Annotated in this window: 14 protein-coding genes; 3 read left to right on the top strand and 11 right to left on the bottom strand. The window is 71.7% G+C overall.

The window, feature by feature from the left end; all coding sequences use genetic code 11:
* Positions 1–2 precede the first annotated feature (2 nt).
* Positions 3–539, top strand: a complete 537-nt coding sequence (locus tag RV986_RS41695) for an arginine repressor (protein ID WP_443226487.1) — start codon at positions 3–5, stop codon at positions 537–539.
* 70 nt (positions 540–609) lie between these two features.
* On the opposite strand, the gene RV986_RS41700 is transcribed toward RV986_RS41695, so the two are convergent.
* From RV986_RS41700 to RV986_RS41720, 5 genes are all read right to left on the bottom strand, one after another.
* Complete coding sequence (locus tag RV986_RS41700) at positions 610–1,347, bottom strand: FAD:protein FMN transferase (protein WP_475924626.1); 738 nt, start codon at positions 1,345–1,347, stop codon at positions 610–612.
* A 43-nt stretch (positions 1,348–1,390) separates the two neighbouring features.
* The gene (locus RV986_RS41705; protein ID WP_475922361.1) at positions 1,391–2,230 is read right to left on the bottom strand and encodes an FMN-binding protein; all 840 of its coding nucleotides are present in this window, start codon (positions 2,228–2,230) and stop codon (positions 1,391–1,393) included.
* Between the two features lie 19 nt (positions 2,231–2,249).
* The gene (locus tag RV986_RS41710; RefSeq protein ID WP_475922362.1) at positions 2,250–3,629 is read right to left on the bottom strand and encodes a ferredoxin reductase family protein; all 1,380 of its coding nucleotides are present in this window, start codon (positions 3,627–3,629) and stop codon (positions 2,250–2,252) included.
* An 83-nt stretch (positions 3,630–3,712) separates the two neighbouring features.
* A complete protein-coding gene (locus RV986_RS41715; RefSeq protein WP_475922363.1) occupies positions 3,713–4,222 on the bottom strand; it encodes an FMN-binding protein in 510 nt (169 codons plus the stop codon).
* 7 nt (positions 4,223–4,229) lie between these two features.
* Positions 4,230–5,600: a ferredoxin reductase family protein gene (locus RV986_RS41720; protein ID WP_475922364.1), complete on the bottom strand. Its 1,371-nt coding sequence runs from the start codon at positions 5,598–5,600 to the stop codon at positions 4,230–4,232.
* Between the two features lie 184 nt (positions 5,601–5,784).
* On the opposite strand from RV986_RS41720, the gene RV986_RS41725 reads away from it, so the two are divergent.
* Complete coding sequence (locus RV986_RS41725) at positions 5,785–6,537, top strand: response regulator transcription factor (protein WP_475922365.1); 753 nt, start codon at positions 5,785–5,787, stop codon at positions 6,535–6,537.
* The gene (locus RV986_RS41730; protein ID WP_475922366.1) at positions 6,534–8,033 is read left to right on the top strand and encodes a sensor histidine kinase; all 1,500 of its coding nucleotides are present in this window, start codon (positions 6,534–6,536) and stop codon (positions 8,031–8,033) included. Before RV986_RS41725 ends, RV986_RS41730 begins: the two co-directional genes overlap by 4 nt.
* Positions 8,034–8,043: 10 nt before the next feature.
* On the opposite strand, the gene RV986_RS41735 is transcribed toward RV986_RS41730, so the two are convergent.
* The 6 genes from RV986_RS41735 to RV986_RS41760 form a co-directional block, all read right to left on the bottom strand.
* Positions 8,044–8,655, bottom strand: a complete 612-nt coding sequence (locus RV986_RS41735) for a hypothetical protein (RefSeq protein WP_475922367.1) — start codon at positions 8,653–8,655, stop codon at positions 8,044–8,046.
* Complete coding sequence (locus RV986_RS41740; RefSeq protein WP_475922368.1) at positions 8,652–9,032, bottom strand: hypothetical protein; 381 nt, start codon at positions 9,030–9,032, stop codon at positions 8,652–8,654. Before RV986_RS41740 ends, RV986_RS41735 begins: the two co-directional genes overlap by 4 nt.
* Positions 9,029–11,524: an HD domain-containing protein gene (locus RV986_RS41745; RefSeq protein WP_475922369.1), complete on the bottom strand. Its 2,496-nt coding sequence runs from the start codon at positions 11,522–11,524 to the stop codon at positions 9,029–9,031. Before RV986_RS41745 ends, RV986_RS41740 begins: the two co-directional genes overlap by 4 nt.
* Positions 11,525–11,594: 70 nt before the next feature.
* Positions 11,595–12,284: a L,D-transpeptidase family protein gene (locus tag RV986_RS41750; protein WP_475922370.1), complete on the bottom strand. Its 690-nt coding sequence runs from the start codon at positions 12,282–12,284 to the stop codon at positions 11,595–11,597.
* Positions 12,285–12,287: 3 nt separating this feature from the next.
* Entirely contained in the window at positions 12,288–12,875 is a 588-nt protein-coding gene (locus RV986_RS41755; RefSeq protein WP_475922371.1) for a pyridoxamine 5'-phosphate oxidase family protein, read from the bottom strand.
* 178 nt (positions 12,876–13,053) lie between these two features.
* The gene (locus RV986_RS41760; protein ID WP_475922372.1) at positions 13,054–13,911 is read right to left on the bottom strand and encodes a hypothetical protein; all 858 of its coding nucleotides are present in this window, start codon (positions 13,909–13,911) and stop codon (positions 13,054–13,056) included.
* Positions 13,912–14,033: the final 122 nt, after the last annotated feature.

Here is a 14,033-nt window from a genome sequence, read left to right on the forward strand (position 1 = left end):
CGATGAGTCAGGCGCAGGATCACGAGCACGCCGGGCCTGCCGTGCCGCAGACCCGCACCGCGCGCCACCGCCGGATCGTGGACATCCTCAACCGGCAACCGGTGCGCTCCCAGAGCCAGTTGGCGAAGCTCCTCGCCGACGACGGGCTGAGCGTCACCCAGGCGACGCTCTCCCGGGACCTGGACGAGCTGAACGCGGTGAAGATCCGCAACAACGACGGCGACCTCATCTACGCGGTACCGAGCGAGGGCGGCTTCCGCACCCCGCGGGCGCCGTTGGGGGAGTCGGCGAAGGAGGAGCGGATGCGGCGGCTCTCGGCGGAGCTGCTGATCTCCGCGGAGGCCTCGGCCAACCTCGTGGTCCTGCGTACGCCGCCGGGCGCGGCCCAGTTCCTTGCCTCGGCCATCGACCAGGCCGAGCTGCAGGACATTCTCGGGACGATCGCAGGGGATGACACGTTGCTGCTGATCAGCCGTGATCCGACGGGTGGGCAGGCTCTGGCCGATCATTTGCTGCGGTTGGCTCAGAACAATCATTGAGCTGTACGACGGTGGAGGCGCACCCCGGGTCGGGATGCGCCTCCACCGTCGTACTCGGGTGCGGGTTACTTCACCCCAGGCGTTGCGCCAAGCCCCCGGTGCATCTGACCTCGTCTCCCGCCGTGATCAGCAGAGCCTCCGTGTCGGGGAGGGACTCCAGCCAGGTCAGGGCCTCTCGGGAGCCCATCGCGAAGGCCGCCGTCGCCCAGGCGTCCACCCAGGTCAGGTGCGGGCCCACCACGGTCACGGCGACCAGGTCGGTGACCGCGGAGCGGCCGGTGCGCGGGTCGACGATGTGGGCGCCGCGCTCGGCGGTGCCGGAGGTGGCCACCGACAGCTCGTCGACCCCGGCGGCGGAGACCACGGCCGCGAGCGCGCCGGGACGCAGCGGGTCCGAGACACCGACCCGCCACGGACGGTGCGTACCGGGCACGCCGAACAGCTGGACGTCACCGCCGCCGTTCACGCTCACCCCGCTCGCCCCGGCCGCCGTCAGATGCCGGGCCGCGCGTTCGGCCGCCCAGCCCTTCACGAGACCCGTCGGGTCGAACCGTCCCTCGTACGTCGCGCTGAACCAGCCCTCGCTGACCCGCTCGGCCTCCGCGCACAGGTCGAGCACCTCGGCGACCTCCGGATCGCACTCCTCGACCGTCAGCTCACCGCGCGCCAGGCGCGAGATCTGGCTGGTCTCGCGATAGGTACTGAACACCTCGTCGTTCCGGTGGAGTTGGGCGACCGCCTCCTCCAACGCGACCTGTACGGCCTTGGGTTCACCGCCGCGCACATCGAAGGAGAAGACGGTGCCCATGACCTCTTCCGCGTGCCGCAGCGCGGGCGGCTCCTGATCCGGGTCAGCCACCGGCCTTGTCCAGGGCCGACTGCAGGGACTGCTTGTAACCGGTGCTGGTGTAGGTGGCACCGGAGACCGCGTCGATGTCCGCGTTCCCGGCCGCGACCGCCTCCTGGTTGAGCTTGGGGACGGCCAGCGCGGTCTTCTGGTCGCTCAGACCGCCCTTGGGCGCCTGCACGGCCTCGGACTTGGTGATCTTGCCGCCGCTGACCGTGATACGGACCTGGACGGCCCCGTACTGGGTCTGGGCGACGTCGCCGGTGACCGTCTTGGCCTGTGCGGCGGGGGCCTGGGCCGCCCCGGAGGCGGCACCGGAACCGGCGGCACCCGACCCCGCCGACCCGGCTGATCCGGTCGCCCCCGAGGAACCGCTGCCGCTCGCCTTGGCCTTGTCGAGCGCCGACTGCAACGACTTCTTGTATCCGGCGCTCGTGTAGCTGGCGCCGGACACCGCGTCGATGTCGGCGCTGCCCGCGGCGACGGCTTCCTGGTTGAGCTTGGGCACGGAGGCGTTGCTGACCTCGGTGCTGCGGCCGCCGCTGGGGATCTGGACGACCTCGGACTTGGTGATCTTGCCGCCGTTGACGGTGATACGGACCTGTACCGGACCGTACTGGGTCTGGGCGACGTCGCCGGTGACCGTCTGGGCCCCCGTGGACGACTGCTGCGCACTGCCGCCCTGGGGTGACTCCTGCCCCGCCACTCCCTGCTGGGGTGCGGCACCCTGAGCCGACGTGGACGCCGGATCGGAGGCGGGCTTCAGCGACAGCAGCAGGACGATTCCGGACACGGTGGCGGCGCCGGCCAGTACGACACGCCGCAAAGGGTGACTCTTCTTCATCGCTCCTGACTCCCGTCGCTCACATCTCGAACGACTCGTGATGGATGCGGCGGGCGGGAACCCCCGCGCCGCGCAGTGCTTCGTAGACCTGCTGCGCGAAGCCGGGCGGCCCGCACATGAAGACGTCGTGGCGGTCGATGTCCGGCAGCTTCCGCTGCAGGGTCTCGGCCGAGATGTCCGGGCGCTCGCCCTCCGGGCTGTTCACCGCGTACATCAGCCGGGCCCCGCGCTCCTCGGCGATCGCCGCCAGCTCGTCCCACAGGGCAAGATCCTGGGTGGTGTTGGCCCGGTAGAGCAGCGTCAGGTCGCCCGCCGCGCCGGGCAGCGTCTCGAACAGCGCCCGCATCGGAGTGATACCGACACCGCCGGCCACCAGCAGCACCTTGCCGCGACTGCGCTTGCCCGCCGTCAGCGCCCCGTACGGGCCCTCGGCCCAGACCCGGGTGCCGGGCCGCAGGTCGCGCAGCGCCGAGCTGTGGTCGCCGATCGCCTTCACCGTGATGCGGAGCATGTTGGGGCGGGGCGCCGCCGACAGCGAGTACGGGTGGGAGCTGAGCCGCATGCCCGGGGCCAGGAAGCGCCAGCGGAAGAACTGCCCGGCCTCGGCGCCCATGCGGTGCAGCTTGCGCCCGCTGATCAGCACCGAGACGATCCCGGGGGTCTCCTCGATCACCGCCTCGACCCGCAGCCGGTGCTTCAGGTTCAACCGGATCGGCGAGAGGATGCGGTACCAGATCACCAGGGCCGTCACCGACCCGTACAGCCCGTACCAGACCGTCTTGGCGGTCGGCTCGACGGCGAACTCGTTGCCCGTGGACAGCTGGTGCCAGAACGTCAGGAAGACGGCGGCGTAGGTGAGCAGGTGGATGTGGTACCAGGTGTCGTAGCCCATCCTGCGGCGCACCGGGCCGATGGACAGCAGACCGATGAGGAACAGCAGACCGGTGCCGATCGCCGCCTTGCCCATGTCGGGCAGCTGGTTGACCGAGTCGATGGTCTGCTGGACGATGTCGCCGAAACTCTTGCCGGCCTGCAGCGCGTAGCCCCACATGATCAGCACGAGGTGCGCCAGCACCAGACAGATCGTGTACCGGCCGCTCATGGCGTGCCAGCGCGCCACCCGGTCCGAACCCACCCGGCGCTCCAGGGCGGGCACCCGGGCCATCTGCAGCACCACCAGCGCCATCAGATACCCGGCGAGCAGCCCGGTGATCCGGCCCGCGTTGAGGATCTTGCTGTTGTCGTCCGCGATGGACGGGGTGTTGCTCCACCACAGCCAGATCACCCCGGCCGCGCCCGCCCCGACGGCGAGCAGCAGTGGGACGGCGGGGGAGCGTCGTGGGCGAATACGGCGCAAGGTCTGGCGCCGCGCGGCGCGGCCACCGGCGATCGTGGACACGGTTCCTCCGTGGTCGTCCGTGGGGGACGGGGCTAGGGGAGAGGCCCCCTGGCCCAGAGATACGGTCGGCGACGGCCGTGCGTTCAGAGGCCTGCCGAGTCCAGTGCCGATTGGAGGGACTGCTTGTATCCGTCGCTGGTGTACGTGGCTCCCGAGACGGAGTCGATCGAGGCGCTCTGCGCGGCCAGCGCCTCCCTCCTCAGCTGGGGAAGGGCATAGCTGTTGATCTCCTGGTCCCGGGGGTTGTCCGAAGGGTAGGAGACCGCGGTCACATCGGTGATCCTGCCGTTCTTCAGCGTGATGCGTACCTGGACCGGGCCCCAGCGGGTCTGGACCGTGTCACCGGTGACGGTCCTGGTGCCGGTGCTCTTCGTGCTCCCGGGTGACGGTGACTGGGAGGGCGACTGGGACTGGGACTGGGACTGGGACTGCGACTGCGACTGGGACTGGGACTGTCCGGCGGACGACGACGCCTGCGCCACGATCGGCGGCGTGTGCGGCTTGAGTGCCAGCAGGAGGACGACACCGGTGACGGTGGTGGCGGCCGCCAGCGTCACGCGGCGCAGCGGACGATGCTTCTTCAGGGCGTGCAAGGCGACCTCACAGTTCGAACGACTCGTGGTGGATACGGCGGTCGGGGACCCCGGCGGCGTGCAGCGCCGCGTACAGGTCCCGCGCCATGGCGGGCGGCCCGCACAGGTAGACGTCGTGCGCGGCCAGGTCCGGCACGGACGCCCGCAGCGACTCGGCGGTGAACCGCGGGCGCGTCCCGTCGGCGCCGTTGACCGCGTACAGGAGGCGTGCCCCGCGCCACCGCGCTATCGCTTCCAGTTCGGCGCCGAGCGCGAGGTCCTCGGTCGTGCGCGCCCGGTAGAGCAGCGTCACGTCGCCGGGCCCGCCGGGCAGCGACTCGAACAGGGCGCGCAGCGGGGTGATGCCGACGCCGCCCGCGATCAGCAGCGCCTTGGAGGCGGTGCGCCGCTCGGCGGTCAGCGCGCCGTACGGGCCCTCCGCCCAGACCCGGGTGCCGGGCCGCAGCAGCCCCACGGCGGCGCTGTGGTCGCCGAGCGCCTTCACGGTGATCCGCATCCGGTCGGGACGCGGCGGCGCCGACAGCGAGTACGGCGTCGAGGTCCACCGCATTCCGTCCGAGAGGAACCGCCAGCGGAAGAACTGCCCGGCCCGGGCGTCCAGCGCGTCCAGCCGCTCCCCGCGTACGACGACGGAGAAGACGCCCGGCGCCTCGCGGTGCACGGACTCCACCCGCAGCCTGTGCCGCAGGTTGAGCCGCACCGGGGCGAGCAGCCTGAACCACACGACCAGCGCGGCCGTGCCCAGGTAGAGCGCGTACCACGCCGTCTGGGCGGCGGTGTTGCCCACGAAGTCCGAGCCCAGCGCGAGCTGGTGGAAGAAGGTGAGGAACACGGCCACGTACGTGAGCAGGTGCACGTAGTACCAGAACTCGTGGCTGATCCGACGGCGGGCCGCGCGCGCCGAGGTGATCCCGACCGCGAAGAGGATGATCGTGCCGATGGTGGCCTTGAGCATGTCCGGGTAGTCGAACACCACGCTCAGCGTCTCGTGCACGATGCCCGCCCCGTCCTGGGCGGCGTACCCGAAGAGGATCAGCGTGACATGCGCGACCAGCAGGCTGACCGTGTACCGGCCGGCCACGGCGTGCCAGTGGGCCACCCGGTCGGAGCCGATGTGCCGCTCCAGGAGGGGCACCCGGGCCATCAGCGCCACGAGCACCGCGCAGCTGTAGCCGCACAGCAGCCCGGCGATCCGCCCGGCGTCGGTCAGCCACCCGGCGAGTCCCACCACCGACCGCGTGTCGTACCACCACAGGGCGACCACCGCGGCGGCGCCGGCCCAGAGCAGGGCCAGCAGCGGCCCTGCGGGTGAGGGGCGCGGCCGCTTGCGTCCGCCTGCGGGACGCGACGGCGCCGTCCGCTCGTACACCGTGGTCATGAGTTCCGTCCTTCCGCCGGTACCAGGGAACTGTGCGTGCGGAACTTCTGAGGAAGCTCTGAACAGGGACGTCCGGCGCGGACTCACAGGAAACCGAGAGCGACCGTCCCCGCCGACTCAGAGGAAACTCAGAGGCGGGAGGGGGCGCCGCGACCCGGCGGGAGGAGCGATCCTGGAGGACGAGATGAACACTCCCCGCTCCCGAGGCACCGGCCTGCCCGCGCTCACCCGCCCCGACGGCACCCGGGTACGCGTCCTCGTCGTCGACGACGACCCCGACCTGGCCGAGGTCCTCTCGGGCGCCCTGCGCTACGAGGGCTGGGAGGTGCGGACGGCGGGCGACGGGGCCTCGGCCGTCGCCGAGGCCCGCGAACTGATGCCGGACGCGGTCGTCCTGGACGTGATGCTCCCGGACACCGACGGTTTCGCCGTGCTGCGCACCCTGCACACCGTGCGCCCCGAGGTCTGTGTGCTCTTCCTCACCGCGCGGGACGCCGTCGAGGACCGTATCGCGGGCATCACGGCGGGCGGCGACGACTACGTGACCAAGCCGTTCAGCCTGGAGGAGGTCGTCGCCCGGCTGCGCGGACTGCTGCGTCGCGCGGGCATGGCCCGGCAACTGGACGAGGGCCCCCGCCTGACCGTCGGGGACCTCGTCATGGACGAGGAGGCCCGCGAGGTGACCCGCGGCGGCGAACTGATCGAGTTGTCGCCGACCGAGTTCGAACTGCTGCGCTTCCTGATGCGCAACCCGCGCCGGGTGCTCAGCAAGGCGCAGATCCTCGACCGCGTCTGGTCGTACGACTTCGGCGGCCAGGCCCACGTCGTGGAGCTCTACATCTCCTACCTGCGCAAGAAGGTGGACGCCGGCCGCGAGCCCATGATCCACACGGTGCGGGGTGCCGGGTATGTACTCAAGCCGGTGGCGGGGCGATGAGGGGGCGCCGGTGGCCACGGGTGCGGGCGGGCGTACGCCGGCTGCCTCGCCCGCGCACCATACGGGCGCGCCTGACCGCCGGGCTCCTGGTGCTGCTCGCCGTCAGCTGCGCCGCCGTCGGGGTGGCCGCGGTCTACGAACTGGACGGCTTCCTCACCGGCCGCCTCGACCAACAGTTGCAGGACGTGGGGGTACGGTTCCCCGCGAGCTTGGAGCACGGCTCCGTCAAGCCGTCGGACCACGACGGCGACGAGCACGGCGACACCCGTCGGCAGAGCACGGGCACCTTCGGCGCGCGGCTGGTCGGCCGGGACGTCACCAATGCGGCGGTCGTGCCCGCCGACCAGGGGGTCACCGACCTGAACGTGGCCCTGACCACCTCCGACAAGCGGACCCTGGCCCGGATCCCCACGGACGGCCGCGCCCGCACCGTCTGCCTGTCGCCGCTCGGCGACTACCGTGTGCTGGCCGCCAGGGGCCTGGACGGCGACGTCCTGATCACCGGGCTGCCGATGGAGCCGGTCCGGGCCGCCGTGCACCGCCTGGAACTGGTCGCCGGTTGCGTCTTCGGCGTGGCCCTCGTGGTCGCCGGAGTCGCCGGGGCCCTGTGGGTGCGCTGGTCGCTGCGGCCCCTGAGCCGGGTGGCCGCGACCGCGACGAGAGTGAGCGAGCTCCCGCTCGCCAGCGGTGAGGTGACGCTACCGCCGCGCGAGCCCGAGCCCGACCCGCGCAGCGAGGTGGGCCAGGTCTCCGGAGCCTTCGCACGGATGCTCGGCCACGTCGAGGACGCGCTGACGAAGCGGCACGCGAGCGAGGAACGGCTGCGCAGCTTCGCCGCCGACGCCAGCCATGAGCTGCGCACCCCGGTCGCCTCGGTCCGCGGCCATGCCGAGCTGGCGCTGCTGCACCCGGACCCGCTGCCGCCCGGGGTCACCCGTGCCCTCGAACGCATCGCCGCCGAGTCGGCGCGGATGGGCGAGATGGTCGACGATCTGCTGCTCCTCGCCCGACTCGACGCCGGCCGCCCCCTGGAACGCCTCCCCGTCGACCTCACCCACCTCGTCCTCGACTCGGTCGCCGACGCCCGCGCGGCGGGCCCCGAGCACCGTTGGACACTGGAACTCCCGGAGGAACCGGTCTCGGTGACCGGCGACGCCCACCGCCTCCAACAGGTGTTGGCCAACCTGTTGGCCAACGCTCGTTTGCATACACCTGTTGGTACCAAGGTCGTGGTGGCCCTCACCAGGGAGCGGGCCGACGTGGTGCTGAAGGTGGCGGACGACGGCCCGGGAGTCCCCGCGGACGTCCGACCCGGCGTCTTCGAACGCTTCACGCGAGCCGACCGCCGCCGGACCGGTGGCGCGGGCGGTGGCGCGGGGCTCGGTCTGTCGATCGTGGCGGCGGTGGTGGAGGCGCACGAGGGCACCGTCGAGCTGGAGAGCCGGCCGGGGGCGACGACGTTCACGGTCCGGCTGCCCCACGGCATCCCGGAGTAGCAGCCGGCGGTCACCGGTCGGTGGAGCCGCATCCGGAGACGGGGGTCACCGAGATGACCGTCCGGGCGGCCAAGGTGATACGAGCGCCTCCGCCGTCCTCCTTCAGCGTGACGCCGTCCCGCCCGGCCCCGAGGAACTCGCCGCAGCGCGCACCGGTGGTGGTCGTGACCCGTACCAGATGGTCGGGCGAGGACTCGGTGGTGGCCCACGCGGTCACCACGGCGGCCGCCACCAGGGCGACACCGGACACACAGCACACGGAGGCGTACCGAAGGGATCGGGTCACCCGGACCGTCTCCGTCTCGGTCCAGGCGCGCAGAGCCTGCCCCGCCAGAAGCACGCGGCTGCCGGGGCGGCCGTGGGCGGCGCGCACGGCGAGAACCGAACCGATGACGAGGAGAAGGAAGGCGGCCCCGATGAGCGCGGTCGCCGTGTGCCGCGCGGCGGAGGGGAGTTGGGCCAGGTCGTCACGGCCCTTGAGCGTGACGAGGATCGCGAGCAGTGCGGTGAGTCCCGTGAGCCCCGTACGCCACCCTTCCGCCTGCTTGCGGAGTTCGGGCAGCTGGGTGAACTCCAGCTCCCGGGCGAGCTGGGCCCAGCGGCGGTCGGACTGAGCACTCACGGCGCCTCGCTGTCGACCAGCGCCTGGATGCGCCAACTGGCTCCGCAGCCGATGAAGGCGGCGTCCGGCGGAAGGTTCGGATGGGGATGCCCGCACTCGCAGTAGTGCACCTCAAGGGTCAGGGCGTCGTCGTCCTGGGCCCGGGGCGCCGGATGCCCACCGGTGAGCCAGGTCAGCAGTCCCTTGGTGCCGGTGCCGGGCAGTCCGTGCCGGAATTCCGTCACCGTTCTGCCGTGGCAGCGGGGGCAGTTGCCCTCGACCACGACACCACCGCCGTCGCCGGGTGCCCTGCGGGTGAAGGGCGTGCCGGCCAGACCCACGTCCTGCTCGGCGTAGACGGTGGTGAAGTCGTGGCTGGGAACGGATGGTTCAGTCATGCGCTTCGGTCCCGCTCTCCTCGATGGCCGGGCTCCTCGACGGTCAGGTCGAACATCCCGGCGGTGGCCGGACCCTCGCGCAGATACAGCCGCACGCGCGTGCCGCCCTCCGCGCAGCCGTCGTCCGAACCGTCGTGACGCTGGATGCGGAACAGGCTGCCGCTGCTGGGAATGTCGACGCGCAGGGCGTGTTCGGCCGGGATGCCCTCGGGGCTGACCTGGCGGGTGACGATCGTCATTTCCTCGGCGAGCATGAAGTAACTCAGCACGCCGATGCCGAAACGGCTGTTGGGGTAGAGCCTGAGCTTCGGATCATGGCGCAGCCAGCGGGACTGTTCCTTGCGGAAGGACTTCGACCGCTCGAAGCGGCTGCCGGCGCGGGTGAACGTGTGCTTGAGCGATTCCGCGCTCATCCCGACGCCGTTGTCACGGCACTCGACGAACCGCCCACGCTCGTCCTCGCCCTGGGTGAAGGCGATCTGCCCGGTCCAGTCCGCCGGATGCGTACCGCTGCTCTCCAGGAAGGCGCACCGCATCGCGCGGTACCGGCAGGCGTCCATGGCGTTCTGGTAGAGCTCGCGCAAGGCCAGGTGCGGCTCGCCGCCGTACAGTTGCTCGCCCATCAGCAGTTCGCGGACCTCGGTCTGGGCGAGGTGGAAGCGCAGCAGGGGCACTTCGTACGGCTCCTGGTTCCCGATCCTGGCGGGGCGCACGTCGCGGTCGGTGATCCGGGCGGGTACGGCGGCCAGCAGAGCGGCCTCCGGCTCCCGCAGGTCCGTGGCCAGATCGAGGACGTGCGCCGCGAGCTGGTCCGCTTCGTCGGCGATCTCGACGAGGGCGGCATGGACGGCCTGGTGCGGGCAGGGCGCGTCCAGGTGCAGCGAGTTGCCCTCTCGCTCCCAGCTCAGCCCGCGGACGATGCCCACGACGTGTTGGGGCAGGACGGGATCCGTGACGGCCAGATGTTCGGCCACCACCTCGGGAAACGTCCGGACGTCCACCGACAGGACGGCCGCGAGCCGGAGCAGGGCCGCGAGGGGGCGCACCCGCCATGGTTGATGGCCGTCCGGCAGAACCACCTTGCCGGGAGGCCGGGCGGACAGGTCGTCGAGCGGCGCGTCGAGGCCGATGGCCGAGGCGGCCGCGCACAGGAGCTCCGACACTTCGGGCACCCTGTCCCGCGCCACACCGAGCGAGGTGACCAGGGCCTCCGCCAGTGCCGTGGGCACGGCCTCGTCGTCCGTCTCGAAGCGGTCGGCGATCCAGCGGTGCACCAGCCACATGGTGACCGCCGCCTCGTCCTGCACCCGGTCGTGGGCGCGGCACTGGGCCGCCTTCCGCACGATGCCCGCGTGCTGGTCGCCGATCTGTTCGTAGTGCCTGCGGTGGGCGTCGGCGCCCGGGCGCCGGTCGAGGGAGTACGGCTCGATCTCGACGGCCTGGCTCAACCGGTCGGCCCAGGCGGCCTCCCGCAGGAACGGGGCCGCGACGAGGACCAGGGCCTCGACCGCCGAGAGGGTCGCCGACTCGGGCAGCAGAAGGGGCAGCCGCTCACGGACCACACGGACCGGAAACGCCTCGTCCGACCAGGGGTCGGGATGCGGCAGACGTTCCTGGGCGAGATGCAGGGTGCGGGCGCACCGCTCGACGAACACGCTCACGCAGTCCTGGAAGCGCGGCACGCTGCGCCGGTCCTCGGGTCTGACGCGCTCCCACAGGGATGTCCCGCGAGCCGCCTCCAGCCAGGCCTCCAGGAGAGGACGGCCTTCGCAGATCTCCTTCTCGCGGGTCTGCGCCTCGGCGTTGGTGCCGTAGCGGATCCTGGCCGTCTGGACCAGCCCGTGCCGGCGGGCGGCCTCCGTGGTCCTGGCCCGGGCGGTGGCGAACACGTCCTCGACCGTTCGGGCCGGTGTCAGGGGCCCGAGAGCGTCCGCCAGGCCGCGCGTGAAGAAGCTCCCCTCCTGGGTGTAGCCGCTGCGCTGTCCGGCCGAACAGCCCGTCAGCACGGCGAATCCCCCGTTCGGAGGGCCGTTGTCGATCGTGTTGCCGAAGGCGACGGTGTCGCCCGTCATCTCCGTACGGCACGCGTCGACCAGCCACAGCACCGTGTCCGCCGCACAGTCCTTGAGGAGGGAACTGATGTTCGCCGGCAGCAGGGAGCCGACGTACGGCTCCTGCCAGACGCCGTCCCGTGGCGGATTCGCGTCGGCGGGCACGAGGTAGTCCGCACGGCCCACCCGGACGCCATGGCCGCTGAAGTACAGCAGGAGTGTGCCGCCGGCGGGGACATCGCTGGCGACCTCGTAGATCTTGGGCCTGATCCGGCTCAGGCCGACGTTGTGCAGGATCTCGACCTCGTAGCCGGCCGCGTCCAGGGCCGAACCCATCAGCCGCAGATCGGCCTCGACCACCTCGTCGAGCGGTTCCAGCAGCCCGGCCGTGGCGGGCGCGTGCCCGATTCCGATCAGCAGGGCCCTGCGCGCCTGTCCCATGTTCCCCTCCCACCAGCAGGTGAACGTGATGGCACCGGACACCGTCAGCGCGGTGGGGGAACGGCGGTCGTCAGTAGCGGGTGAGGGCGGTTGCCCCGCCCTCGGTCCCGATCGCGATGTGCGGCTGCCGCGCCGGATCCGCCCACCGCAGGATCCGCCGCATCGCGTCCGCCGGCACCGACACACAACCACCGGTCGCCGCCCGCCCGTCGACGTGCAGGAAGATTCCCGCGCCCCGGCCCCGCACGGGCCGCTCGTAGTTGAAGCCCACGACGAGGGCGTGTGCGTACTGCGTCTCGTACGCGATCAGGTGCTCGGACTCGGCGGCACGGCAGTCGGCGGGGCGGGGCTCGGTCCACCGGTTGTACGCACGGGAGTCGTTGTCCTGGCACCACCAGGAGTCCTGCCGCACCCGGCGGTACGGGGCGGTGGTCCCGGCGGGCGCGGCCTTGATCCCGAAGGCGAACGGCAGGCCGTACAGACCGGCGGGTGTCGTGCTCGACCCCTGTCTGCGGGAGCCCCCCTCGACCAGCCCCTTAGTCCCGAAGCGCGCCGCCGCCGAACCGGCCTTCACCCAGCGGCCGTCGCGCCGGTCCCACCAGGTGAGCGTGCCCGACGTCGAGTCCGCGCGGGGCGCCTGAGCGGTGATCAGCTGGCTGCCGCCACCCGTGTCGGCCATCCGGTCGGGGAGGGACGGCGGACCGCCCGGGGCCAGGACGAGCAGGGACACGGACGCGAGGGCGACGGCTCCGAGGCGCATGGCTCAGACCGTACTGGGCGGCAGTGGGAGCGGCAGCCCGGGCAGGCCGTCCAGGCTCGTCGCCACGTGGTCCTTCTTGGTGAAGTACTCGCTCAGCGAGGCGTCGTCCTCGCGCGCGAAGCGCTTGGCGTGCAGGTCGCGGTCCTCGTCGTACGACATGAAGGGCACCGCGTAGCCGCAGCTGTCGCGGACCAGTTCGGCCGTGACCACGATGATCGCGCGCAGGCCGTGCGGGGTCGGGTCGATGCCGGGGAAGTGCGTGAGCAGTTCCTTGAAGCGGGGGTCGTCGCGGAAGACGGGCTCCCCGCGGCCGTGCACCCGGACGATGTTGGGCGGGCCCTGGAAGGCGCACCACATGAGGGTGATCCGGCCGTTCTCCCGCAGGTGCGCGATCGTCTCCGCGTTGCTGCCCGCGAAGTCCAGGTACGCCATGGTCCGCTCGTCCAGGACGGCGAACGAACCGGCGAGGCCCTTGGGGGAGAGGTTGACCGTGCCGTCCCCGGACAGGGGCGCGGTCGCGGTGAAGAAGATCGGCTGCGTCTCGATGAACGTCCGCAGCCTGCCGTCGATGCGCTCGTAGGTCTTTCCCATGTCCACCGATTATCGGGGAAGATCTTTCGCCTGTCTAAGGAAAATCAGGAACCGGTGCGGTGAATCGGCGACTGGTGCGGTGAAGCGGTCGTGCATGCGAAGGGGTGGAGCACTGGACGGACCCGTGGCGGCCCGGTCGGTGGACAGGGCGGCCACGGGTCCGGCACTCACCGATCCGTCACTTGTTGAGCGTGCAGGTCGCGAGGGCGTCCAGGCCCGTCGGCTTGGCCGCGGTGCGGCCGATGGAGATGGCGATGCGGTCGATGGTCGACTTCCGCTTGTCCGCGAGGGGGCCGAGGATCGCGTTCTGGACGAAGTTGGCCCCACCCTGGCCGACCGTGTCGACGAGTCGCTTGTTGGCCTCGGCGATCTGGGTGTCCAGGAGCGTCAGGTTGCGGGTGACCTCGGCCTGGGCGGAGGCGGGGATCGCGGGCAGCTGCGACGCGACGTCCGGGCAGCTGATGGTGCCGACGGCCGTGGTGCTGCCGGTATCGCCCGTGTTCCCGGTGTTCCCCGTGTCGCCGGCCTGCTCGGTGGCCGTCGCGCTCGGGGCGGCGGTGGCCGCGGCGCCGCCGGTGTTCACGCCGTTCGCGTTGAGGGTGCAGGGAGCGAGCGAGTCGAGCCCCGTCGGCTTGGCCGCGGTGCGGCCGATGGCGGTGGCGATGCGGTTGATCGTCGCCACCCGCTTGTCCTTGAGGGGGCCGAGGATCGCGTTCTGGACGAAGTTGGCCCCACCCTGGCCGACCGTGTCGACGAGTCGCTTGTTGGCCTCGGCGATCTGGGTGTCCAGGAGTGTCAGGTTGCGGGTGACCTCGGCCTGCGCGGAGGCGGGGATCGCGGGCAGGCTCGGCGCGACGGCCGGGCAGTTCACGGTGCCCGGGGAGGTCGCGGCCTTGGTCGTGGCGTTCGTGCTGCTCTTGGACGTCTCCCCGGCCAAGGCGTTGCCGGCGATCACGGCTCCGGACAGTACGACCGCGGCGGTGCCGCCGATCATCAGGACGCGGCGCTTGTTGTACTTCGGAAGGGCCCTGGACATGCGGAAGCCTCACTCGGGTCGGGGATGGGGGACCGTCCGGTGGTCGTCCGGGCGGTCCGTCGGCCTGCAAAAACCTCGGTTTACAAAAACGCGGCGCCTGCGTTCGGGGAGAGGTACGAGAA

This window comes from Streptomyces sp. RLA012, assembly GCF_056270325.1.